26 protein-coding genes are annotated in these 22,972 nt (G+C 69.8%); 18 read left to right on the plus strand and 8 right to left on the minus strand.

Features of this window, described 5'->3' with window-relative positions; translation table 11 throughout:
* The first annotated feature begins 27 nt into the window (after positions 1-27).
* The 6 genes from IEY12_RS06400 (at position 28) to IEY12_RS06425 (ending at position 7,129) form a co-directional block, all read left to right on the plus strand.
* The gene (locus IEY12_RS06400) at positions 28-1,068 is read left to right on the plus strand and encodes a lysylphosphatidylglycerol synthase transmembrane domain-containing protein (protein ID WP_188880485.1); all 1,041 of its coding nucleotides are present in this window, start codon (positions 28-30) and stop codon (positions 1,066-1,068) included.
* 444 nt (positions 1,069-1,512) lie between these two features.
* Complete coding sequence (locus IEY12_RS06405; RefSeq protein ID WP_188880490.1) at positions 1,513-2,277, plus strand: helix-turn-helix transcriptional regulator; 765 nt, start codon at positions 1,513-1,515, stop codon at positions 2,275-2,277.
* Positions 2,278-2,442: 165 nt separating this feature from the next.
* Entirely contained in the window at positions 2,443-3,315 is an 873-nt protein-coding gene (locus IEY12_RS06410) for an ABC transporter ATP-binding protein (RefSeq protein ID WP_188880495.1), read from the plus strand.
* Positions 3,312-5,084, plus strand: a complete 1,773-nt coding sequence (locus IEY12_RS06415) for an ABC transporter permease family protein (RefSeq protein WP_188880518.1) — start codon at positions 3,312-3,314, stop codon at positions 5,082-5,084. Before IEY12_RS06410 ends, IEY12_RS06415 begins: the two co-directional genes overlap by 4 nt.
* A complete protein-coding gene (locus tag IEY12_RS06420) occupies positions 5,077-6,123 on the plus strand; it encodes an ABC transporter permease (protein WP_188880541.1) in 1,047 nt (348 codons plus the stop codon). Before IEY12_RS06415 ends, IEY12_RS06420 begins: the two co-directional genes overlap by 8 nt.
* Positions 6,124-6,154: 31 nt before the next feature.
* Positions 6,155-7,129, plus strand: a complete 975-nt coding sequence (locus tag IEY12_RS06425) for an aldo/keto reductase (RefSeq protein WP_188880543.1) — start codon at positions 6,155-6,157, stop codon at positions 7,127-7,129.
* Between the two features lie 88 nt (positions 7,130-7,217).
* On the opposite strand, the gene IEY12_RS06430 is transcribed toward IEY12_RS06425, so the two are convergent.
* Complete coding sequence (locus IEY12_RS06430) at positions 7,218-7,646, minus strand: EamA family transporter (protein WP_188880546.1); 429 nt, start codon at positions 7,644-7,646, stop codon at positions 7,218-7,220.
* Positions 7,647-7,731: 85 nt separating this feature from the next.
* On the opposite strand from IEY12_RS06430, the gene IEY12_RS06435 reads away from it, so the two are divergent.
* Entirely contained in the window at positions 7,732-8,148 is a 417-nt protein-coding gene (locus IEY12_RS06435) for a GIY-YIG nuclease family protein (RefSeq protein ID WP_188880555.1), read from the plus strand.
* Between the two features lie 12 nt (positions 8,149-8,160).
* Here IEY12_RS06435 and IEY12_RS06440 read toward each other — a convergent pair whose 3' ends face one another.
* Positions 8,161-8,817, minus strand: coding sequence for an RAD55 family ATPase (locus tag IEY12_RS06440; RefSeq protein WP_188880558.1), 657 nt, complete (start codon positions 8,815-8,817; stop codon positions 8,161-8,163).
* A gap of 100 nt (positions 8,818-8,917) precedes the next feature.
* Positions 8,918-10,594 carry a potassium channel family protein gene (locus IEY12_RS06445; RefSeq protein WP_188880566.1) on the minus strand — a complete coding sequence of 559 codons (1,677 nt, stop codon included), beginning with the start codon at positions 10,592-10,594 and terminating at the stop codon, positions 8,918-8,920.
* Positions 10,595-10,693: 99 nt separating this feature from the next.
* On the opposite strand from IEY12_RS06445, the gene IEY12_RS06450 reads away from it, so the two are divergent.
* The 3 genes from IEY12_RS06450 to IEY12_RS06460 all read left to right on the plus strand — a co-directional run bounded on the left by IEY12_RS06450 (position 10,694) and on the right by IEY12_RS06460 (position 11,648).
* Entirely contained in the window at positions 10,694-10,927 is a 234-nt protein-coding gene (locus tag IEY12_RS06450; RefSeq protein WP_188880573.1) for a heavy-metal-associated domain-containing protein, read from the plus strand.
* Positions 10,928-11,008: 81 nt separating this feature from the next.
* Positions 11,009-11,305 carry a PadR family transcriptional regulator gene (locus IEY12_RS06455; RefSeq protein WP_188880584.1) on the plus strand — a complete coding sequence of 99 codons (297 nt, stop codon included), beginning with the start codon at positions 11,009-11,011 and terminating at the stop codon, positions 11,303-11,305.
* Positions 11,306-11,384: 79 nt separating this feature from the next.
* Entirely contained in the window at positions 11,385-11,648 is a 264-nt protein-coding gene (locus tag IEY12_RS06460; protein ID WP_123077163.1) for a MarR family transcriptional regulator, read from the plus strand.
* Between the two features lie 62 nt (positions 11,649-11,710).
* Here the strand turns inward: IEY12_RS06460 and IEY12_RS06465 are convergent, their stop codons facing one another.
* Positions 11,711-12,079 (minus strand): winged helix-turn-helix transcriptional regulator, encoded by a 369-nt coding sequence (locus tag IEY12_RS06465; RefSeq protein WP_188880586.1) that lies wholly within the window; start codon positions 12,077-12,079, stop codon positions 11,711-11,713.
* A gap of 200 nt (positions 12,080-12,279) precedes the next feature.
* Between IEY12_RS06465 and IEY12_RS06470 the strand changes: the two genes are divergently transcribed.
* The 3 genes from IEY12_RS06470 (at position 12,280) to IEY12_RS06480 (ending at position 14,790) form a co-directional block, all read left to right on the plus strand.
* Positions 12,280-12,918 (plus strand): uracil-DNA glycosylase family protein, encoded by a 639-nt coding sequence (locus IEY12_RS06470; RefSeq protein WP_188880588.1) that lies wholly within the window; start codon positions 12,280-12,282, stop codon positions 12,916-12,918.
* Positions 12,919-13,137: 219 nt separating this feature from the next.
* The gene (locus IEY12_RS06475; RefSeq protein ID WP_229871018.1) at positions 13,138-14,091 is read left to right on the plus strand and encodes a mechanosensitive ion channel family protein; all 954 of its coding nucleotides are present in this window, start codon (positions 13,138-13,140) and stop codon (positions 14,089-14,091) included.
* Positions 14,092-14,127: 36 nt separating this feature from the next.
* Complete coding sequence (locus tag IEY12_RS06480) at positions 14,128-14,790, plus strand: O-methyltransferase (RefSeq protein ID WP_188880592.1); 663 nt, start codon at positions 14,128-14,130, stop codon at positions 14,788-14,790.
* A gap of 30 nt (positions 14,791-14,820) precedes the next feature.
* On the opposite strand, the gene IEY12_RS06485 is transcribed toward IEY12_RS06480, so the two are convergent.
* The 4 genes from IEY12_RS06485 to IEY12_RS06500 all read right to left on the minus strand — a co-directional run bounded on the left by IEY12_RS06485 (position 14,821) and on the right by IEY12_RS06500 (position 17,927).
* Positions 14,821-15,570, minus strand: a complete 750-nt coding sequence (locus IEY12_RS06485; protein ID WP_188880641.1) for a PGF-CTERM sorting domain-containing protein — start codon at positions 15,568-15,570, stop codon at positions 14,821-14,823.
* A gap of 114 nt (positions 15,571-15,684) precedes the next feature.
* A complete protein-coding gene (locus tag IEY12_RS06490) occupies positions 15,685-15,915 on the minus strand; it encodes a DUF7543 family protein (protein WP_188880657.1) in 231 nt (76 codons plus the stop codon).
* 37 nt (positions 15,916-15,952) lie between these two features.
* Positions 15,953-17,029: a M24 family metallopeptidase gene (locus IEY12_RS06495; protein WP_188880676.1), complete on the minus strand. Its 1,077-nt coding sequence runs from the start codon at positions 17,027-17,029 to the stop codon at positions 15,953-15,955.
* 58 nt (positions 17,030-17,087) lie between these two features.
* Positions 17,088-17,927 carry a DUF8054 domain-containing protein gene (locus tag IEY12_RS06500; protein ID WP_188880684.1) on the minus strand — a complete coding sequence of 280 codons (840 nt, stop codon included), beginning with the start codon at positions 17,925-17,927 and terminating at the stop codon, positions 17,088-17,090.
* Positions 17,928-18,062: 135 nt separating this feature from the next.
* Between IEY12_RS06500 and IEY12_RS06505 the strand changes: the two genes are divergently transcribed.
* The 5 genes from IEY12_RS06505 to IEY12_RS06525 are packed head-to-tail and all read left to right on the plus strand — an operon-like array spanning position 18,063 to position 22,901.
* Entirely contained in the window at positions 18,063-19,553 is a 1,491-nt protein-coding gene (locus IEY12_RS06505) for an extracellular solute-binding protein (RefSeq protein WP_188880702.1), read from the plus strand.
* Between the two features lie 24 nt (positions 19,554-19,577).
* The gene (locus IEY12_RS06510) at positions 19,578-20,564 is read left to right on the plus strand and encodes a carbohydrate ABC transporter permease (protein WP_188880703.1); all 987 of its coding nucleotides are present in this window, start codon (positions 19,578-19,580) and stop codon (positions 20,562-20,564) included.
* Position 20,565: 1 nt separating this feature from the next.
* Complete coding sequence (locus IEY12_RS06515) at positions 20,566-21,552, plus strand: carbohydrate ABC transporter permease (RefSeq protein ID WP_188880706.1); 987 nt, start codon at positions 20,566-20,568, stop codon at positions 21,550-21,552.
* 3 nt (positions 21,553-21,555) lie between these two features.
* Positions 21,556-22,695 carry an ABC transporter ATP-binding protein gene (locus tag IEY12_RS06520; RefSeq protein ID WP_188880711.1) on the plus strand — a complete coding sequence of 380 codons (1,140 nt, stop codon included), beginning with the start codon at positions 21,556-21,558 and terminating at the stop codon, positions 22,693-22,695.
* Between the two features lie 2 nt (positions 22,696-22,697).
* On the plus strand, positions 22,698-22,901 hold the full coding sequence (locus IEY12_RS06525) for a DUF8005 family protein (protein WP_188880717.1): 204 nt from the start codon (positions 22,698-22,700) through the stop codon (positions 22,899-22,901).
* Positions 22,902-22,972: the final 71 nt, after the last annotated feature.

The raw sequence follows: 22,972 nt of genomic DNA on the forward strand, positions 1-22,972 counted from the left end.
CACGTCCCCGTTCACCCAAGAGCCGCCATGCTCGACAACCGTCGTCAGGCCGCCGGCGTCGGGTTCCTCGCGGCGGCGCTCCTGCTCGCGGGGCTCTTCTGGTACGTCGGCGCCGCCGAGGTGTTCGCGGAGCTCGCCGACGCGGACCTCGGCCTCGTCGCGCTCGTCGGCGCGATGGCCGTCGCGTGGCTCTGCGCGTGGACGGTCGTCCTCCGTACCGTCCTCGGCGCGCTCGGCCAGACGCTCTCCGTCCGCGACTCGCTGCTCGTCTACGCGGCCGCGACGTTCGCGAACAACGTCACGCCGTTCGGGCAAGCGGGCGGCGAACCCATCACCGCGCTCCTCATCTCCGACACCGCTGACGTCGAGTACGAGCGCGGCCTCGCCACCATCGCGAGCACGGACGCGCTCAACTTCGTGCCCTCCATCCTGCTCGCCGTCCTCGGCGTCGCGTACTACGCGACGCAGGTCGGGCTCACCGGACGCCTCGAAACCGTCGCGACCGGCGTGCTCGTGCTCGCGATCGCCGCGCCCGCCCTCCTCGCGGTCGGCTGGCGCTATCGCTACACGGTCGAGGCCTCCCTCCTCGGCGCGAGCGCGCCCGTCCTCGCGCGCCTCGACGCCGCGCTCCCGTGGCTCTCGCCCCCGACGCCGGCGGGCGTGAAGGCGCGCATCGAGGGGTTCTTCCACGCGATCGAGCGCATCGCGACGAGCCCGCGACGCCTCGCGCTCGCGCTCGGCTTCTCGGCGGCCGGCTGGCTCTGCCAAGCGGTCGGGCTCTGGGTGGCGTTCCGGGCGTTCGGCGCCGCCATCCCCATCTACATCGCGCTCTTCGTCATCCCCATCGGCACGATAGCGAGCGCGTCACCGACGCCGGGTGGCCTCGGCGCTATCGAGGCCGTCCACGTCCTCCTGCTCACCGGCGCGACCCCGGTGCCCGCGTCGACGGTTGCGGCCGTCGTCGCCGTCCATCGCGTCGGCGGCTTCCTCCTGACGACGTCGCTCGGCGGCGGCGCGGCCGCCTATCTCTGGTCGGTCGACCGCCGGGTGGAACCGAGCGCCGACTAGCGATAGCCGACCTCGACGCGGGAGACGACGGGGGCGTCCCCGTCGCGTCCGAAGGCGTCGTCGGCGTCCGTCGCTTGCCGTACCCAGGGAGTGCGAGGAGGACCGATGGACCACCGTATCGGAGCGCCCGGTCGCGTTCGCGAACGAAGCCGCGACTCAGAGCCGTTCGATGGGGCCGTGAAAATCGCCGAAGCACCGTCGCACGCGGCGTCTCGCGACGAACGCCCATCGGTCGCCGGATGGCGACCGAGAGCAGTTCAGAGGCACAGCCGGTGCGTGTGCACCAGCACGCGTACCATTGTGGCCGACCCGTATTAACTCACGTACTGCGGGCGGAACCACCAACTCGTCGTACGTAATAAAACTGCCTGTCTTTTATATACTGTCGGGGGCTGGTCGTGACACAAGCGAGTATTTATACGCGGCCCGACACCACGAAGGCGTATGACCGGCGACCCCGAGCGCTTCGCCCGACTGCTCGTTCAGCGCGCGCCGGTCCTCCACTCGCTCGCCGCCGCGAACGCGAGCAAAGCCGAGCTGGCGGACGACCTCGGCGTCTCGCGCTCCACCGTCGACCGCGCCGTTCGGGACCTCGAATCCGTGTGCGCCGTCGAGCGTCGCGACGGCACCGTCACGCTCACGCTCGTCGGTCGCCTCGCGCTCACCGCCTACGACGCCTTCCAGACCGACCTGCACTCGCTCACCGGCTGCGACGGCCTCGCCCATCTCGACGCCGACACGCCGGTCACGCTCGACGTCGTTCGCGGCGCCACCACCGTCACCGCCTCGGCGGGCGCGCCACACCAGCCCGTCTCCGCGTTCGTCGACTTCGTCGAGGACGCCGTCCACGTCGACCTCTACGCCACGATGGTCCTCCCGACCGTCGTCGACGCCATCGCACGCCGCATCGAGGACGGCCTCACCGTCGACGCCTACCTGAACGGTGACGCCCTCGACGCGCTCCTCGCCGACCACAGCGAGACGGCGACGCGCGTCCTCGACAGCAGCCGCGTCACCGTCGCCGAAACCACCGCCGACTACCGCTTCGACTTCGCGCGCTTCGACCTCGCCGACGGCCGGCAGGTCACCGCTCTCGCCTACGGCGCACACGGCGTCGACGAACTCCTCGTCAACGACACCGCCGACGCGCTCGCGTGGGCACAGACCCGGCTCGACGACCTCGGGGACGACGCCACCGTGCTCACCTGACCCGGCGGCCGGCGAGCGTCGCGCCGTCGTAGTCGCGCTCGACCGGGACGCTACGTCCGTCAGTCGCGTCCCCGCCCACACCCCGAGGACGACCCACGGTCCGACGCCGACTCACGCACCGAGGCCCCCGCAACGACCATGGGCGTCGAGCCCACGCGCTAGGGCGTGCTCTCCGTCTCCGGCCTCCGGAAGACCTACGGCGACGTTGAGGCCGTTCGCGGCGTCGACTTCGAGGTCGCCGACGGCGAGGTGTTCGGCCTCGTCGGCCCGAACGGCGCCGGGAAGACGTCGACCCTGAAGACGCTCGCCGGCCTCCTCGAACCGACCGCGGGCGACGTCGTCGTGAACGGCTACGACTCCACGGACCCCGAGATGCGCCACACCCTCGGGTTCCTCCCCGAGGAGTCCCCGCTCTACGAGGACATGACGCCGCGCTCGTACCTGCGCTTCTTCGCGGATCTCTACGGCGTCGACCGGGAGACGGCGGACGAGCGCATCGCCGCGACGCTCGACCGCCTCGCCCTCGACGCCCGCGATCGGCCCGTCGGCGACTTCTCGAAGGGGATGAAGCGGAAGGTCGCCATCGCGCGCTCGCTCGTCAACGACCCGGACGTCCTCGTCTACGACGAACCCGCGTCCGGCCTCGACCCGACGACGACGAACGTCGTCGTGGAGTACGTCGGCGAGCTCGCCGAGCGCGGGAAGACCGTCGTCTTCAGCGCGCACGACCTCCACCACGTCGAATCCGTCTGCGACCGCGTCGCCATCCTCTCGGCGGGAGAGATCGCCGCCCAAGGGACGCTCGCGGAGATCCGCGAGGAACACGGCCGCGTCGAGTACCGGGTGTTCACGGACGTCGCACTGGAGGGGAGCGAGGAGGTCGAACCGGGACGCCACCGAACGACCGTCGAGTCGATGGCGGGGATGGACGCGCTCCGCGAGCGCGCGCGAGCGGCGGGCGGCGACGTCGTGGACGTCCGGACGCGCGAGTCCACGCTCGAGGACGTCTTCCTCGCCGTCACGGGGAGCGAGCCGTGAGCCCGCGCAGGACCCTGCGGATCGCGCGCTGGGAGGTGACGCGCGGCGCGGGCGCGCTCGACCGGCGGACCGCCGCCGTCCTCGCCGTCGTCATCCTCTCGTGTGCCGCGCTCGCGCCCGCCCTCGTCGCGTCCCCGCCCGCGCCCGGCGAGGGCGTCTATCGCGTGAGCGTCGCCGAGTCGAGTCCGTACTACGCGCCCGTCGCCGCCGACGACCAGTTGCGCGCCGTCCCGCCCGGAAGCGAGGCCGTCGCGGGCGGCCGCGCCGAGGTCGCGGTTGCGGGGAGCGCGTTCCGCGTCGCCGACACCGAGAAGGGGCGCGCGGCGCTCGCCGACTTCCGGAGCGCGGTCGCCGCGTACAACGACCGCCGCATGGCGCTCGACGACGACCCCGCCGCCGCGTTCCCCGTCACCGTCGACCTCGCGTACGTCGAGCGCGGGACGACGCCGGTCGCGGACGGCACCGGCGGCGACACGACGACCGTCGCGGACGGCGGGGCGACCACGGGAATGGACACGACGAGCGCGGACGCCACGACGAGCGACACCGGCCGCGAGACGACGACGGACACGGCCGGCGCGCCCGCGACGACGCTCCCCGACGCCGGCTCGGGTGCGGGTGTGCGCCCGACGACGCCGGGCGGCCTCTCCCCGCCGTTCCCCCTCGAATCGCTCGTGCTCGCGTTCGCGTTCCTCCTCCCCCTGAACGTCGTCATCCAGTCCTACGGCTCCAGCGTCATCGACGAGCGCATCGGCCGACGGGGGGAGCCGCTGCTCGTCTCTCCCGCCTCCCGGGGCGACATCGTCGCCGGGAAGACCCTCCCGTATCTGTGTGGTGCCGCCGCCATCACCGCCGTCATCGCGCTCGGCGTCGGCGCCGGCCTCTCGGCCGTCCTCGCCGTCCTCCCGCTCGCCGGCCTCTTCCTCGGCGTGACGTTCCTCGGCGCGCTCTTCGCGCGCTCCTACAAGGAGCTCACCTTCGTCACCGTCGCCGTCAGTGTCGGCCTCACCGCCTACGCCTTCGTGCCGGCGGTGTTCACCGAAGTCCACCCCATCGCCGCCATCTCGCCGCTCTCCGTCGTCGTCCGCGACGTCCGGGGCGACCCCGTCGCCCTCGGCGGGTTCCTCCTCTCGACGGTTCCCGTGGGGACCGCCGCCGCCGTCTGCTACGCGCTCGGCACTGGCGTCTACCGCGAGGAGGACCTCTTCACGCAGAAACGCCTCCCCGCGAAGGCGCTCGACGCCCTCGCCGCGCCGCTGTCGTCCGTCTGGCGCGTCGGCCTCTGGAGCGCGCTCCTCATCCCGTTCGTCCTCGTCGCCGAGTTGTTCAGCGTCGCCGTCCTCTTCGTCGTCCCCGGCGCGCTCGCCGTCCCCGCGCTCCTCGCCCTCGTCGCCGTCATCGAGGAGGGCGCGAAGAGCCTCCCCGCGTACGCCGGCTTCGCTGGCGGGCGCTTCGAGCGCCGCGACCGCATCGCAGTCGCCGTCGGCGTCGCCTCGGGCGTCGGCTTCTTCCTCGGCGAGAAGCTCCTCCTGTTGACGCGTCTCGTCGGCCTCCCCGACCTCACCGTCGGGCGGGCCGCCTTCGGGAGCGCGGAACTCGGCGTCGGCTCCCCCGCGCTCTTCCTCGCGCCGCTCGCCCTCCACGTCGCCGCCGCCGTCGTCGCGGCGCTCGGCGCGCGGCGCTCGTGGGGCTGGTACGCCGCCGGCCTCTCGGGGGCGATACTCCTCCACGTCGCCTACGACTACGCGGTGGTGGTGCTCCTTGGATAGCCGCCTCGTCGTCGCGCGACGGGAGCTCGCGTCGCTCGGCCGCGAGAAGACCATCGTCCTCGCGCTCGCCATCCAGCTCTTCGTCGCGGCCTTCAGCTCGTTCCTCGTCGTCGGCCTCGTCAGCCTCTACGCGCCCGGCGCGACCGCCGGCGCGTACGTCGTCACCGTGGGCGTCGCCGGGAACGCGAGCGGCGACCTCGCGCCCGTCGTCGACGCGGGCGGGGCGCGGACCGCCATCGAGTACGAGAACCCCGCACTCGCGCGCGCCGCCTTCGAGGAGGGGACCGTGGACGCCTACGTCGTCGCGGAGCGCGCCCCGTCCGGCCGGACGCACGTCGACGCCGTCGCGCCCGAGGGCTCCTTCGAGACGACGCTCGTCGTCACCCAACTGAAGGACGCGCTCACCGACTACGAGCGCCAGCGCCGCGCGGAGCTCGCCGACCGCCTCGACAGACAGCCCCTCGATCTCCCGCCGGAGCGCGGCGGCAACCCATACTTCGGGTTCACCTACACCGTGCTCGTGCCCGTGCTCGCCTTCCTCCCGGCGTTCATCAGCGGCTCCATCGCCGCCGACAGCGTCGCGGAGGAACTCGACCGCGGGACGTTCGAGCTGCTCCGGGTCGCGCCGCTCTCCGTCGCCGACATCGTCGACGGGAAGGCGCTCGCGTTCGTCGCCATCGCGCCCGCGCAGGCCGCCTGCTGGTTCGCGTTCCTCGCGCTGAACGGCACGCCGCTCGGCCACCCGGTCGCCGTGCTCGGCCTCGTCGCCGCCGTCTCCGCGGTGCTCGTCGGCGCCGGCATCGCCACCGCGCTCCTCGCGCCGAAGCGCCGCGAGGCCCAACTCGTCTACTCCTTCGGCGCGCTCGCGGCGTTCGGCGCGGCGAGCCTCCTCCCGGAGAGCCCGCAGAACGTCGTCGCGAAGCTCGCCATCGGCTCGCCCACGACCGTCACGTGGCTCTCCGTCGCCGGCGCGCTCGCGCTCGGCGTCGCCGGCTACGCGGCGGCTCGAGTCGCGGCAGCCCGCGCGGGCGGCGCGTAGGCTTTTGCCGGAGCCGCGCGTGGGCCCCTGCATGGAGTACACGACGCTCGGGAACACGGGCACGTCGGTGAGCGAGCTCTGTCTGGGCTGTATGAGCTTCGGGTCGAGCGACTGGCGGCCGTGGGTGCTCGAGGAGGAGGAGTCACGGGAGATAATCGAGCGGGCGATCGACCTGGGGATCAACTTCTTCGACACGGCGAACGTCTACTCGACCGGCGAGTCCGAGGAGATCCTCGGAAACGTGCTCGATGATTACGACCGGGACGAGCAGGTGGTGGCGACGAAGGTGTTCGGCGAGATGGGCGAGGACCCGAACAAGCAGGGGCTCTCCCGGAAGGCCATCGAGCAGGAGTTGGAGAACTCTCTCGAACGGCTCGGCATGGACACCGTCGACCTCTACCAGATCCACCGCTGGGACCCGGAGACGCCCATCGGGGAGACCCTGAAAGCCCTCGACGACGCCGTCCGCCGTGGACAGGTGCGCTACGTCGGCGCGTCGTCGATGTGGGCCCACCAGTTCGCCGACGCCCTCCACACCAGCGACTCGCTGAACGTGGAGTCGTTCGCGACGATGCAGGACCACTACAACCTCGTCTACCGCGAGGAGGAGCGCGAGATGCTTCCCCTGTGTGAGAAAGAAGACGTCGGCGTGCTCCCGTGGAGCCCGCTCGCACGCGGCTACCTCACGCGCCCCCACGAGGACATCGACGCGACCGAGCGCGGCGCGAGCGAGGAGCACATGTACGAACACCCCTACCGGGAGGGCGGCGGCCCCGAGGTGAACGAGCGCGTGCAGGAACTCGCCGCCGAGAAGGGTGTGAAGATGGCGCAGATAAGCCTCGCGTGGCTCCTCCACAAGGACTGGGTGACGTCACCCATCGTCGGGACGACGAGCGTCGAGCACCTCGAGGACGCCGTCGAGGCCACGGAGCTCTCGCTCTCGCAGAGCGACATCGCGTACTTGGAGGAGCCCTACGAGCCGGTGCGGGTGTCCGGGCACGAGTAGGGTCGTCCCTCCGGGACGACCGAACGACGAGCGGCGGTAGCCGCGAGTAACCGCCGTTCTGAGCGATGGTGAAGACCGACCGGCGGCGTCACGCGCGCGGGCCGGCGGTGAGGTAGACGGCGGCGATGGCGAACCCGATGCCGGCGACTTTGCGGAGCGTGAGGTCGTCGCCCAGCCAGAGCACGCTGACGAGCGAGCTCGTGACGAGGAACATCCCGAAGACGGGGACGACCACGCTCACCGGACCCCGCGAGAGCGCCTCGTAGTAGGCGAGGATGCCGACGGCGAGGCAGACGCCGGCGGCGAGGACGTAGAGCATCCGCGGGTGGGTGGCGTACTCGAGGACGGGGATGCCGGAGTAGAGGACGACGCCGACCGAGGCGACGACGAGGACGGTGTTCGCGACGAGCGCGGCGACGGTGGCGGGGATGCCGCCGGGCGCGGTTGCGACCTTCATCAGCGGCGCGACGAAGGTGTAGCCGGCGAGCGCGACGAACGCCCACTTCACGTAGTTCACAGTGGGGGGTAGTGCGTCGACGAGAAACGCGTGTCGGAGTCGGCTTCCGAACGAGCCATGCCGGTGCCACACGTCGGGTCGAGTGATGCCCGACGGCACGTACACGCTCCTACTCGAACTGCCGGCGGCGGCCACGGTCACGTTCGGCGCGGCGGGTGACTACGACCTCGAGGCCGGCTGGTACGCCTACACGGGGTCGGCGTTCGGGCCCGGCGGGCTCTCGCGCGTGGCGCGCCACCGGCGGGTCGCGCGCGGCGAGCACGACGTCCGGCACTGGCACGTCGACTACCTCACCGGCCACTCCGACACGGAACTCGACGCCGTCTACGTGAGCGAGGGCGATGACCGCGAGTGCGCGGTCGCACGGGCACTGAACGACGCGGGCGACGCGCTCGCGGGGCTCGGTGCGTCCGATTGCGACTGCGAGAGCCATCTCGCGTACGCCCCGGCGCGGGCGACGCTCGCGGCGGTCGCGCGTGCGGAACACGAGACGCGGCGCTGAGCGCCGGGAACCTCACTCGTCGAGCGCGACCCAGTCGGTGGGTGCGTCGGTGACGCCGCGCACGCGGGCTTCGCGGCCGTCGTCACCGAGGCGGATCTCGATCATGCCGTCGAAGAGCTGACTGATGGTGTTGACCTCCTGCTGGTCGTGGCTATCGGGGTCGATGGCGAAGAGGCCGAGCCAGTCGCGCGACTGGATCTGGCTCGTGAAGACGTGGAGGAAGCGGAAGAGGCGCTGGAGGTCGACGTACATGAGGAGCGGGGAGAGGGAGTCGAAGCCGACGCGGAGGCGCTCGATGTCCGCGGCCTCGGCGTCGCGGGCGATTTCGGAGAACTCGATCCCGATGCCGGTGAGGTCGCCGGGGGAGGAGACTTCGTGGACGCGCGCGCCGTCGACTTCCGCACCGCTGCGCGAGCTGACGCAGTCGATGATGCGGAAGTAGCCGAAGTCGCCGTCGAGGACGTCGCGGTAGGACTGGGTGACGTCCTCGGCGGGGTTGCGCGAGGTGACCACGACGGAGCCCTCCCCCTCGCTCGTACCGCGTGCGAGCAACTGAAGCAGGAGCTGGCGTTTCCCCGACATCGCCGGACCACTAACGAGAAGGTTCGTGCCCGGATCGACCTCCGTCAGCAGCTCCGGCGGGAGGACGTCGTCAATCTTGTATGGCATTGCTGGATGAACCGACATCTCCTCTCGGTGCCGTCCTTGGTTCGTCTATGCCCAGCCAACTTAAGTATGTGCGGGATGGCTCCGTCCTCACCCCGACCGGTTACGGCCCGCTCGCTCCCGGCCGAGCGTCGGCGTTTGCGGGCGTCGTCTCGTTCCCGACGAACTCGTTGAAGGTGGCGACGGAGTCGTCGTTGCCGGCGACGACGAGCGTGTCGTCGCGGCGGAACTCGAAGTCCGGGTCGAGGTCGGCACGCACGGCCCCGTCGCGCTCGACGGCGATGACGGTACAGCCGGTGCGCCGGCGGACGTCCGCGCCGGCGAGCGTGCGCCCGGCAAGGCGGGGTGCGGCGGTGCGGACGATGGTGACGCCGGTGTCGAGGCTCATGACGTCCTCGCCGAGGATGGTGTCGGCGAGCATCCGGCCGCTGACGGTGGCGAGCGCGAGGACGTAGTCGGCGCCGGCGGCGTAGAGCTTCGAGGCGGAGTCGGCTTCGTCGACGCGTGCGACCACGTCGAGTTCCTCGACTTCCTCGCGCGCGACGAGCGTGCTGAAGACGGTGGTGGTGTCGTCGCCGAGTGCGAGCACGAGCGCGGTGGCGTCGGCGACGCCGGCCTCGGAGAGCACGCTCGGGTCGGAGACGTCGCCGACGACGTCGACGCCCTGTTTGTCCTCGATGTCGACGACGGTGTTTTCGACGCCCTGACTGTCGAGGACGGCTCTGACGGTGGAGCCGACCTCGCCGTGGCCGGCGACGACAACGGGGCCACGGGTGTGAACGCGGTGCTCGGCGAGCGTGAGTTCCTTCAGGTCGCGGAGGGCGTCCTCGGGGCCGGCGACGAGGAGGATGGTGTTGCGGTGGATGACGCGGTCGGGATCGGGGCTGCCCGCGAACTCGCCCTCGAACCACGCGCCGATGACGTGGACGCCGGTGCGTTCGCGGACGGCGCTCTCGGCGAGCGTGACGCCGTCGAGGTCGGAGTCGGACTGAATCGGCATCTCGGCGACGACGAAGTCCTCGCCGATGTCGACGGTCCCGCCGAGGTCGGTGCTCACTGCCGAGGTGACCTTGTCGGCGAGGCTGTGCCCGAGGATGTCGTTCGGGCTGAGCACCTCGTCGGCGCCCGCGTACTCGAGGTAGGTGGCGACGTCGCGGTCCTCGGCGAAGCTGACGATGCGGACGTCGTCGTCGACGGCGCGGACGGAGAGCGCCATCATCGCGTTGCGCTCGTCGGAGTCGTCGAGGACGACGCTCCGGGCGCGCGCGACGTTCGCGGCCTCGAGGCCGTCGGCGGTTTCGGGGTCGCCGACGACGACGCTCCGGCCGTCGGTGTAGAGGTCGCGGGCGGTCTCTCGGTCGTCGAGGAGGACGGCGTAGGGGACGCCGGCGGCGTCGAGCTCGTCGACGAGCGTCTCGCCGCGCGCGGAGAAGCCCGCGACGACGACGTGGTCGTCGGTGTCGACGCTGGTCGGCGGGTTCACTTCGAGGCGGCGTTCGACCCACGGCGCGGCGAAGAGCGGGAGGGTGAGGACGAGGAGGACGAGGCCGGTGAGCTGCATCGCGATGACGAGGACGTGCATCGGCGCGGTCGTCCACGGGGCGTCCTCGCCGTAGCCGGTGGAGGTGAACGACTGCACGGTGACCTCGAGGGCGTGGACGAAGGTGACGGGCCGCCCTTCGAGGTGCGCCATCCCCCACTGATAGACGAGGGCGTAGGAGACGGCGACGACGACGAGCAGCGCGAAGTAGCCGGCCGCGCGGCGCCGCTGCGTGTTCATCTACCGATTCGTGCCCGGGGAACGGCATAAACCCCGGCGAATCGAGACGCCACCGCCGACGCCACAACGCCCTAAGGGCCGCCACCCGAAGGCTAGCGTATGGTGACGACACGACTTCGCGTCAGTGGCATGGGTTGTGAGGGCTGCGCCGATATCGTCTCGAACGCGCTCTCGGAGGTGCCGGGTGCCGGCGACGTGGACGTCGACTTCGAGGCGGGCACGGCCGTCGTTGAGGGCGACACCGACGCGGACGAACTGCTGGGGAAGGTCGATCGAGCCGGGTACGAGGCCGAGGTCGTCGAGCGCGAACCCATGGGCGAGACGGAGGAGTGAGGCGACGGCGCCGAATCGTGTAACCTCCCTTTCCTTTAGGTGGATGGTTTATCCGTGGAATCCGTATATATCACCCTTGGAATGAACGAAATAACGGGATTTCAGCGCGATATTCTCTACGTCGTCGCGGGTCTCGGCGATCCGAAGGGGATGCGCGTACAGGACGAGCTCGAGGAGTATTACGGCTCGTCGGTCCTTCCTGCCCGCGTCTACCAGAACCTCGACGACCTCCACGAGGCAGGCCTCATCGAGAAGGGCGAGCGCGACTCGCGGACGAACTACTATCGGCTCACCGACGCGGGCCGCGAGCGAATCGAGCGCCGGCGCGCGTGGGAGCAGGGGTACGTCGACGACGCCGTCACGCCGGCCGACGACTGATGCCGGTTACCTGCACGTAACCCCGTCACGCGGCCGTTACCGAGGTACTATAGTGCTGGCGCCCCTCCGTTTTGGTACGATGAACGAAGAGACGGTCCAGGACCTCCCGCCGAGTGCGAAGCTCGTCCTCAAGGTACTCGAGTACAACGGTGGCCTGACCCAGAAGGAGATCGTCGAGAAGTCCCGTCTCTCCCAGCGGACCGTCCGCGACGCCCTCGAACGGCTTCAGGAGAACGATATCGTCGAGAAGGACATCTACATCCCGGACGCCCGGCAGAACCTCTACCAGCTCGACGTCGAGACGGACGCCGAAGCCGAGCAGAGCGCGGCGCTCCTCGACTAACGACGGCGCAGAACCGGGATTTTTCGCGATCGTACCTCAGGCCGCCGAGCGACGCGGTCGGGTCACGCCGGCGTCGAGCCGTCCTCGGCCGGTTCGAGGTGCTCGTCGCCCCACTCCGCGAGCGCCCGCACGACCGTCTCGAGCGACTCGCCCGTCTCGGTGAGCGAGTAGCGGACCCGGACGGGTTTCTCCTCGATGACCTCGCGGTCGAGGAGGCCCTTCTCCTCGAGGTCGTCGAGGCTCTCGGAGAGCACCTTGCTCGAGATGCCGTCGACCTGCTCTTGGAGTTCGTTGAAGCCGGCGGAGCCGTTGTTGAGGAGGCGGTGGATGATGACGGGGTGCCACTTCTTCCCGATGAGCGACGCCGTCGCGGTGATCGAGCACCACTCGTTCCCGGGACAGCTCGTCGGAAGGCTGTCGGTTTCGGACACACCCCTAGTGGGGCGCGCACCGTCAAAAAGGATTACGTCTAGAAAGGGGGTTACGTTACGGTAGTCGGGTGTCGCGACCGCACGCGCGATTGGGGCGTGAAAGCCGTGTAGCGGGCTCGTCACGCGGTAACAAGGAGACGCGACCGCCGGCGGTTCGGGGAAGCACACGACTCTTATCCGCGAATCCCCTTCGCAGTCGTATGGAGAACGTGACCGACCGAACGTGCAACCCGTTCGGCATGCAGCCGGCGGGCGACGCGCACGTCTACGGCTACGGGGACGCGAACGCGGACTTCCACGTGGTCGGCGACCACCCCGGTGCGCACGGCGGCGCGGAGACCGGCGTCCCCTTCACCGGAACCGAGGCGGGCGTCCGCCTCCAGCACGCGCTCGCCGCCGTCGGCCTCGTCACCGACCCCGGCGAGGAACCCGCCGTGGACAACTGCTTCCTCTCCTACCGGCACATGCGCGTCCTCGACGCGGAGCGCGAGCCGACGGCCGCGGAGTACGCGGACCTCGAGATGTTCTTCGACGCCGAGCTCCGCGCGATCACCGCGCACGTCCTCCTCCCGGTCGGACGCGACGCCACCGAGCACGTCCTCGGGCAGTACACGGCGCGCCGCGAGAAGGTCGACACCACCGACATGGCCGCCCTCCACGGCGAGGAGGTCTACGGGAGCGGCTTCCTCGTCGTCCCCGTCCGCGACCCGCGCGAGTGGACGGACGGCGACGGCCGCGCGCTCGCGGAGTCGCTCGCCGAACTCATGGAGCGCGACTATCGGCGCGAGTCCGACCTCGGGCGCTTCCTCACCGGCCCCGAACCCTACTGGGTCCGATAGCCGGGGCACCGACTTAAACACAGGAATATTCATGCAGAGGCCGTAACTGGGAGAGGAACGCAGTCGCATACGCCTGCTCGACAGGCACCGTGCCTCTGCCGGGGAGCGTCCGCCCCACCGCTCCCCGACTACTGCCGCCGGCCGACCACGCCCCGTCGGCCGGCCACCACCAGCCCCCGACCGGTCGGTTTTTTGTGCCGTCGCGACGCAGTCGTCCGAGTGAACCGTGGGTACGTCGCGCTCGCGTTCGCCGTCGGCTTCGCGCTCCTCGGCGGCGTCGTCCTCCAGGCCGGCGGTTGGCTCGCGACGACGATGTTCTACGGCTACGCGGTGGGTGAAATCGCCGGGAAGGCGCTCGCCACGGTCGCCGTCGTCGCCGGCTTCTACGGCGCGTACGCGCTCGCACGTGGCTTCCTCGTCCATCGGACCACGGACAAGGTCGCTCGACACAAGGCCGTCTCCATCCTGCAGTTGCTCTTCATCACGCTCGGGACGCTCGCCGTCCTCGGCGTCGCCACCGACCGCTGGGTGCCCGCGCTCGTCTCCCTCGGCGTCGTCGGTTTCGCCATCACGTTCGCGCTCCAGCAGCCGCTGCTCTCGCTGTTCGGCTGGGTCTACATCATGGTGAAGGAGCCCTATCAGGTGGGCGACCGGGTCGCCATCGAGGGCTCGAAGGGCGACATCATCGACGTCGACTTCCTCGTGACGACGCTCTGGGAGGTGAACGGCGAGCTCGTCTCCTCGAACCAGCCCTCGGGCCGGCACGTCACCGTCCCGAACAGCGTCGTGCTCTCGACGCAGATCACGAACTTCTCGCACGACGACTTCCCGTACGTCTGGAACGAGGTCGAGGTGCAGGTCGCTTACGAGACGGACTTGGAGTTCGCGAGCGCGCAGATGCGCGCGGCCGCCGAGGGGTTCCTCGGCGACGAGATGGAGCGCGCCGTCTCGCGCTACCGCGACCTGCTCGCGGAGACGCCGGTCGAGCTCGAGGTGAACGAGCGCCCGAGCGTGAACGTCCAGCCGGAGAACACGTTCGTGACGCTCCGCCTTCGGTACCTCGTCTCGCCCAAGCGCGGCCAGCGGACGAAGAACGAGCTCTACCAGCGCATCATCGCGCGCTTCAACGACCACCCCGACCGCGTCGCGTTCCCCGTCGGCCGCAACCGCTAAGCCTAGAGCTAACTCGCTGCGCGCGCACGCCCCGATATGGCGGACGTACTCACGGACGACGTCGCGGCGCTCCTCGCCGCCGCGAACCCCGAGCCCGAGTCGCTCCTCGAAGAGATGGCCGCACACGCCCGCGAGCGCGGGTTCCCGTTCGTCGGGCCGGCGGTCGGCCAGCTCCTCCGCACGCTCGCGGCGACGAACGGCGCGGAGCGCGTCTTCGAGTTCGGCTCCGGCTTCGGCTACTCGGCGGCGTGGTGGGCGGCCGCCCTCCCCGAGGACGGCGAGATAGTGCTCACGGACTTCGACGAGTCGAACCTCGTGGACGCCCGCGGATTTCTCGAGGATAGCTATCCGCCGACGTTCCGCTACGAGGTCGGCGACGCCTTCGACAGCTACGGGCGCCACGAGGGACCGTGGGACGCCGTGCTCATCGACCACGACAAGGACCGCTATCCGGAGGCTCTTGAACTGATTCGCGACGACCTGAGCCCGGGCGCCGTCGTCGTCGCGGACAACGTGATGGAGGGCCCGGTGACGCCCGAGGAGGTGCGCGCCGCGCTCACCGGCGAGGCCGAGGCCCCCTCGGAGGCCGCCGTCGGCGTCGCGGCCTACCTCGAGGCGGTGCGCGACGATCCCGACTTCGAGACGGCGCTCGTCCCGCTGGGCGAGGGCATCGCGATCAGCACGTATCGGCCGGAGTAACGAGGGACGAGAGGAGAGTCGGAGGGCTGTTTAGCGCATGCGGGCGGCGACGAGCGCCGCACCGGCGAGCGCGACGATGGCGAGACCGGCACCGAAGCCGGGCGACCCGCCGGACGTCGTGGACGTCCCGGCCGCCGTCGTCGTCGACGTCGTCTCGGCCGTCGTGGTGTCCTCGGTGGTGGAGGCCGTGGTCGTCGTGGTGGTCTCCGTGGTCGTCGTCTCGGTCGTGGTAGACGTCGTGGTCGTCTCGGAGGACGCCGCGATGCTCAGCGTCGCGGTGGACTCCCCGCCGCTGGACTGCGGGTTGATGTCGACGGAGACGTTGTAGTCGCCCGCCTCGCTCGGGTTCGTCGCGTTGTCGTAGACGACGACGACCTGATCGCTCTCGTTGAGGCTGTAGGAGCCGCCGAGGTTGAGCGTGAGCGTCCCGCCGTTGTTGCTGGCGGTGACGCCGTCGAGGTCGTCGGAGACGTTCACGTCGACCGTCGCGCCGCTGGCGTCGTTCCCGCGGTCGATGCCGATGGCCTCGACGTCGGCGGTCGTGACGTTGCTCACGTCGGTGCCGCCGTCGGTGTAGGTCACCGCGTAGCCGGTCCACGACGCGCTCGCGACGTCGCTACCGACCGTCTGCGTCACGGTGTGCGTCGCGGTGTCGCCGGGCGTTGCGGGGTCCGCGCCGAGCGTCGCGGTGCCGGCGGCGGCGCCGAGACCGGCGGTGCCGGCGACGACTGTCAGTGCGAGGAGTGCAGCGAGGACGCTGCGCGAGAACGCTCTAGTCATGTGTCGTTTCGACCGACGGCTCGGTAAAGTAAATGGCTTGGGGCCGGTGGAGAAAAGCGTGCCAGACACTCACACCCGCGGGACGGGTGTTTCGGAGCGACGACCCGGGCTGGCTCAGGACTCGACCGCGGACTCGGCGCCGCGCCACTCGGCGGCGAGCGAGCGGGCGTCCGCCTCCGTCGCGACCGTCCGGTGTCGATAGGCCGACCCTCCGGGCGCCTGTCGGAGACGGTCGTACGTCACCGCCCAGTCGCCGGCCGCCGTCTCGCGCACCCACACCACGGCGTATCCGTCCTCGCGCTCCCAGCGCTCGCCGCTCTCGGCGGACTGCTCGTGCCACTCCATGCCGCGAGAGAGGTGGCCCGCGCGTATAGGGCCGTCGTCAGCGCTCGAACGCCACCGGGTGTGCGAGCTCGACGTCGAAGTCGAACGCCGTCGCCGGCTCGCGCGCGACGTCGCCCGCAGTCAGGCACTCGAAGCCGTCCTCGGTGACGAGCCACGTGTCCTCCGTCTTCGTCCCCTGCACGGTCGGGTTCCACGCGTACGCCATCGGGAGGTGGACGGACCGCTCGAGGTCGGGCGTCGCGATCCACTCGCGGCCCGCGAACCCGGCGGCGCCGCCCTGGTGGTGTCGGCGCCACTCGCCGTCGTAGCCCGCCGCCGCGTAGGCGTCCTGCACGTGCGCGAAGACGTCGCCCGCCGTCCCGCCGTCGCGTCCGACCTGCCGGGTCGCCGCGAGCGCCGTGGAGGCGACGCGCGCCGCCGCCGTCTGCCGCTCGTCGTACCACGTTGGCGCGTCGAAGCGCACCGCGCGCGTCAGGCTCGCCCAGAGGCCGTCGCGCTCCGCCGTCACAGAGAGCAACGCGTACCCGTCGAGCTCGACGTCTTGGGGCGTGTAGTGGCGGTACTTCGGGGCGCGCTCCTCGCTCCCGACGAGGACGACGGGCGCGCGGGCGTCGCGCTCCGCGAGTTCGCTCGTGAGCGCCGCCGCCGCCTCCGACTCGGTCGTTCGCGCGTCGACGGTACGGCAGACCGCCTCGACGGCCTCGGCGGCGTCCGCCCCGAGTTCGCGATACGCCTCGACGTCCGCGTCCGTGAGCGGCTGGCGCAGCTCCGTCGCGTCGACGGACGCGAAGCCCGGGACGTCGAAGTCGGCGGCCGCCGGCGTCGGACTCCGCTCGGCGAGCGCGTCCGCGAGGCCGTCCGCGAACCACGGGAACGACTCGACGACGGCCTCCTCGGGCAGTTCCTCGGCCGCGAGGCGCTCGGCTTCGATGTCGTCCGTGACGACGCGCAGTCGCTCGCCATCGTAGCCCGCCGCCGCGACGCCGACGTCCCCCGCGTGGTCCACGACGTTGTCGCCGCCGGTCAGCCACGCGAACCCGTTCGGCCGGGCGAACCAGACGGCCTCGTTGTCGGTGCGGTCCAGGTAGGCGTCGAGTCGCTCGCGTCGTCGCATGGCGTGGTGTGTCACGCCGACGCTCTTGAATGTGCGCCTTCGACGCCGCGAACACCCGTCACTCGGCGAAGACCGCCGCGCCGCAGGCCTGACACGCGAGGAGGCGGTCGGGGCCGTCGGGGCCGTAGCCGCCACAGCAGCCCTCGGTCTCCCACGCGAGCTCGCCGTCACAGCTCGGGCACCGCTCGAGGAACGCGCGGAGTGCGCTCGCAGCGGGGAGCGCGCTCTCGCGGGGGACGCCGTACTTCGCGAGCGCGTCGACCGCGGCGACGTCGGCGACGGCGACGGCGGGCGCGAGCCACGACTCGTCCGGCGTCCCGGCGCCGACGACGACCCATTCGTCGCCGGACTCGTCGATTTGGCGCTCGACGACCGCGTTCGGGCGCGTCTCGCCGACGGCGGCGACGACGTCGCCCGAGCGGACGTCGCGCATGCGTTCGCGCCACGCGGTTCGGAAGGCCTCGTCGAGCGCGACGTCCGCGTCGCTTCCGACGAGCACGCCCGCGTCTCGGAGCGCGTCGAAGACAGCGTCCCCGTCGGTGGAGTCTGAGTCGGTCGCGGCGGCGTCGGGGTCGGCGCCCGCTTCGCCGCCGCGCTCGTCCGGCCCACGGTTCGCGCCGTCGGTCGTGGAGCGCGTCGGCGACCGTTCAGAATGACCGAACGAGAACGGGAGCCGTTTGGCGAGTCGCGGGGCGAACCGGGGGGTGCCGGGGACGACGTATCCCCGGTAGGCGATGGCGGCACCACCGAGGCCGGCCGCGACGACCGCGAGCGGCGTCCAGACGAGCGCGAGCGCGAGCGCGACGACGGCCACGATAGCGCCGTTGAGGGCCGTACAGGGCCAGCAGCGGTTGGCGCCGACGTACTCCTCGCGGACGAGGCGGTCTCGGAGTGACATGGGGGTCGGTTGGCTACACGCCGGTTTCAGGGTTGTGCCGACTCCGCCACGGCACGACCGGCTGACAATCGTGTACTACAACAGTAGTTGTACCTGTCCTAAATTATAAATAGTGTCCATCACTGAGGAACGAGTATGGCATCGAACACGCCAGGCAGGGACGACTTCTCGCGTCGAACCTTCGTCAAGACCGTCGGAGCGACCGGCATCGCGGCCGGTCTCGCCGGCTGTGGTGGGAACGGCGGCGAGGGCAGCACGACGACCGGGACCACGACGTCGAGCGGCGGAAGCGGTGGCACGACGACGATCCAGTTCGCGGCCGACTCCCGCGCGGCCGACAACGAGGACGCCATCAACGAGGCGCTCCACAACGCCGGCCTCTCACAGGACATCGAGGTGTCCATCCTCGCCGGCTCGCAGGTCACCGACAACCGCCAACAGCAGTACACTCAGTGGCTCTCCGCGAACCGCTCACAGCCCACGCTGCTGATGATGGACTCCGGGTGGACGATTCCGTTCATCGTTCGCGGACAGCTCCAGAAGCTCGACGACGTCCTCCCCTCCGACCTCCTCAGCCACGTCAAGGACGACTACTACCAAGCGAGCGTCGCGACCGCGCAGGCGCCCCAGACCGACGCGCTCTACGGCGTCCCGCTCTTCCCGGACTTCCCGACGATGCAGTACCGCAAGGACCTCGTCGAGGACGCCGGCTACAACCCCGAGAGCGAGAACTGGGCCACGGAATCGATGAAGTGGGACGAGTTCTCCCACGTCGTCTCGGACACGATGGACAGTCCGGACGTCGACATGGGGTACAACTTCCAGGCCTCCGTCTACGAGGGCCTCTCCTGCTGTGACTTCAACGAGTGGCTCACCTCGTGGGGCGGCGCCTACTTCGGCGACCACGACAACCTCTTCGGCCCCATCGGCGACCGACCCATCACCGTCGAGGAGGAGCCGGTCGTCAACTCCCTCAAGATGGTGCGCTCGTTCCTCGACGACGACTTCGACCCCGGTCTCGAGGGCGACTACGCGGGCAAGATCTCGCCCGATTCCTGTCTCCAGTGGGTCGAGGACGACTCGCTCGCGCCGTTCCAGAACGGCAACGCCGTCGCGCTTCGCAACTGGCCGTACTCCATCAACATCTGTGGCGCCGACGACGTCTTCGGCGAGGACCTCGGCGTCATGCCGATCCCCTACGCGAAGGAGCCCTCGGAGACGAAGTACGACGGCACCGGTGGCCCGGTCTCCGCGCTCGGCGGCTGGCACGTCACCATGAACCCGAACGCCCCGGAGGCGAACAAGGACGCCGCCGTCGAGATCATTCAGGCGATGGCGACGGAGAGCTTCGCGCTCGACATGTTCGGCATCATCGGCTGGATCCCGCCGGTGCCCGAGCACCTCACTACGGACCGCGCGAAGAGCGTCGACGTCATCGGCCGCTACACGGAGCAGCTGAAGGTCGCCGGCGAGAACGCCGTTCCGCGCCCCGTCACCGCCGTCTGGCCGCAGGAGTCCACGAAGGTCTCCCAGGAGGCCAACGCCGCACTCAGCGGAGAAAAGAGCGCCGAAAACGCGATGTCCTCGCTGAAGCAGTCCCTCGAGGCCATCGAGAGCAGCGTCTAAACGCGCTCACCCTCATTCTTTAGCATGTCGACAGAAACTGATGCACCGTCAGACGGCGTTCGGCAGGGGTCGGCGGGACCGCTGACGCTCGCGGCGAGACGGGTAGAGAACCTCGGTGAAGCCGGGTTCGCCTATCTCCTGCTCGTGCCAGCGATAGCCATCCTGCTCATCATCGCCGTCTGGCCGCTCTTCGAGACGCTCAAGATGTCGCTCCACGCCGACGCGCTCCTCACCAACAATCAGGTCGGGGAGTTCGTCGGCCTCCAGAACTACCGCCGGTTGCTCACCGGCGAGCTCGACCCGCTGCTCGTCAGGCCGTTCTTCGACCTCTCGCAGCCGTTCCAGAGCGCGCTCACCGTTACGCTCCTGTTCACCGTCGTCTCCGTCTTCTTCGAGACGATAATCGGACTCGGACAGGCGCTCGTCCTCGACCAGGACTTCCGGGGGCGCCGCTGGGTGCGGGTCGCGGTCATCCTCCCGTGGGCGGTCCCCATCGTCATTCAGGGGATGATCTTCTACCTGCTCTTCCAGCCCCAGATCGGGTTCCTGACGGCGCCGCTGCAGTCGATCGGCCTGTTCAGTTCGACGCCGCTCTCGAACAGCGTCGACTCGTTCATCATCGTCACCGTGGCCGACGTCTGGAAAACGAGCGCGTTCATGGCGCTCATCATCCTCGCCGGCCTCCAGAGCATCGACAGACAGCTCTACGACGTCGCGAAGGTCGCGGGCGCCTCGAAGTGGCAGCAGTTCAAGCTGATCACGTTCCCGCTCGTCCTGCCGTCGATCATCGTCGCGATGCTCTTTCGCACCATCGCGGCGATGCGGGTGTACGGGATCATCGAGACGGTCTCCTCGTGTAGCACCGTCCCGTCGCTGTCCTGTATGGTCGTCTCGTCGTTCAGCCAACACCGCTACGGGAGCGCCGCCACCCTCGCGTTCGTGACGGCGTTCATCATCGCACTGTTCGTATCCGTGTACATCATCAAATTCGCAGACTCGGGTGATCTCTGAGATGTCCGCGAGCGCCGACACGCCGCTGGACACCGAGGAGGAAGAGGAGGAGGGACCGCGCCGGAACGTCCTCCAGCGCTGGACGCGGCGAGCCATCGAGAACCCCGGGAACGTCTACCGGGCCATGTTCTACGTCGCGGCGGCGTTCTTCATGGTGACGACGCTCTTCCCGTTCTACTGGCTGCTCGTCCTCGCGCTGACGCCGAACCGCTTCATCTACCACGTCGGCCTGCTGCCGAACGGCTTCAACCCGGCGGCCTTCATCGAGGTCTTCCAGGTGTTGCCGTTCCACATCTACGTCGCCAACAGCCTCATCCTCGCAATCGGGACGACGGTCATCGTCCTCCTGATCGCGAGCCTCGCGGGCTACGTCTTCGGCCGCCTCGAGTTCCCGGGGCGCGCGCCGCTCATGCTGGGCGTGCTCGCCATCTCGTACTTCCCGCCGGCGGCGTTCCTCCTGCCGCTGTTCAGCCTGTTCAACGGCAACATCGTGCTGTTCGGCGTCAGCTCACCGGAGCTCTACAACACGCCATGGGCGATGATGCTGCCGTTCACGGCGCTGTTCATGCCGCTGAGCATCTTCATCCTCGCGACGTTCTACGGGCAGATCCCGGACGGACTGGAGGACGCGGCCCGCATCGAGGGGACGACGCGCATCGGCGCGCTCTTCCGCGTCATCATGCCGCTGTCCGCCCCCGGCGTCGCGACGGCCGGCGTCCTCACGTTCATCAGCGTCTACAACGAGTTCTTCTTCTCGTTCCTGATGACCGACGGCCTCATTCCGGCCACGCTCGCCGGCATCGCGAGCTCGCAGAACCACTGGGCGCCCCTCGTGCAGGGGATCATCCAGTACCAGGGACAGTATCAGAAGTTCTACAACCTCATGGCTGCGGCGAGCATCGTCGGCGTCCTTCCGGTCGCCATCCTCGTCGTCGTCGCACAGGAGAAAATCGTCAGCGGCCTCACGCAGGGCGCACTCAAGGAGTAATCTATGGGTAACGTAACACTCGAACACGTCACGAAGGAGTACGGCGACGTCGTCGCGGTCGACGACATGAACTTGGACATTCGGGACGGCGAGTTCGTCACGCTCGTCGGTCCCTCGGGGTGCGGGAAATCCACCACGCTCGAGACCATCGCGGGCCTGACCAAGCCCACCTCCGGCACCATCGACATCGCGGGCACGGACGTCACGATGCTCCCGCCGAAGGACCGGGGTATCTCGATGGTCTTCCAGAACATCGCGCTCTTCCCGCACATGGACGTCTACGACAACATCTCGTTCGGTCTCCGCCTCCGGGACTACCCGAAGGACGAGATCGACCGGCGCGTCGAGCGCGCCGCCGAAATCGTCCAGCTCGAAGGGATGATGGACCGGATGCCGGACGAGATGAGCGGCGGCCAGCGCCAGCGCGTCGCCATCGCGCGCGCCATCGTCCGCGAGCCCGAGGCGTTCCTGATGGACGAGCCGCTCGCGAACCTCGACGCGAAGCTCCGCGTCCACATGCGGACGGAGCTCCAGCGCCTCCACAAGGAGCTCGACACCACCATCATCTACGTCACGCACGATCAGGCGGAGGCGATGACGATGAGCGACCGCATCGCCATCATCGACGGCGGCGAGCTCCAGCAGATCGACCCGCCGCTCGTCTGCTACAACGAGCCCGCGAACGAGTTCGTCGCGGGCTTCATCGGCAGCCCGTCGATGAACTTCCTCGACGCCGAGGTCACGGCGGACGGCCTCGTCTCCGAGCACTTCACGCTCGCGGTCGACCCCGAGGGCGCCGGCGTCTCCGTCGGCGACCGCGTCCGCGCCGGCATCCGCCCCGAGGACGTCTATCCCGCCGAGGAGGCGGCCGACCTCGACCGACCGAGCACGGAGATCGAGGTGACGACGGACGTCCTCGAACCGATGGGTGACGAGATCTTCGTCTACCTCCTGCTCGGCGGCACCGAGGAACGCCCGAGCATGGACGCGGAGTCGAGCGCGAACCAGCTCCTGATGTCCGTCGACCCGGACAGCGACATCAGCGAGGACGACGAGCTCACCGTCGTGCTCGACCGCTCGAAACTCCACCTCTTCGACGTCGAGACCGGCGAGGCCATCACACACGGACTCGGGGGGCGATAGGGATGGTCACGACGCTCGGCTGGGTCTACCTCATCGGCGGCACGCTCCTGTTCTTCTTCTGGGCGTACGGCATCGTGTCGTTCGTCCTCGACGTGAAGAACAAGTTCGTGCCGGCCGTGCGCACGCTCTGGCGCGAGCGCAAGCGCGCGAAGGCCGAGGAGGAAGCCGAGCGCGAGCGCGAAGAGCAGGAACAGCAACTCTACTAGCGGCGGCCGCGCGGCCGCCGTGCGGAACGCCATCGGCGCCCCTCAGTGCGCACCCGTATTGATAACTGACT

Origin of the sequence: Halarchaeum grantii (assembly GCF_014647455.2) — an archaeon.
GTDB lineage: Archaea > Halobacteriota > Halobacteria > Halobacteriales > Halobacteriaceae > Halarchaeum > Halarchaeum grantii.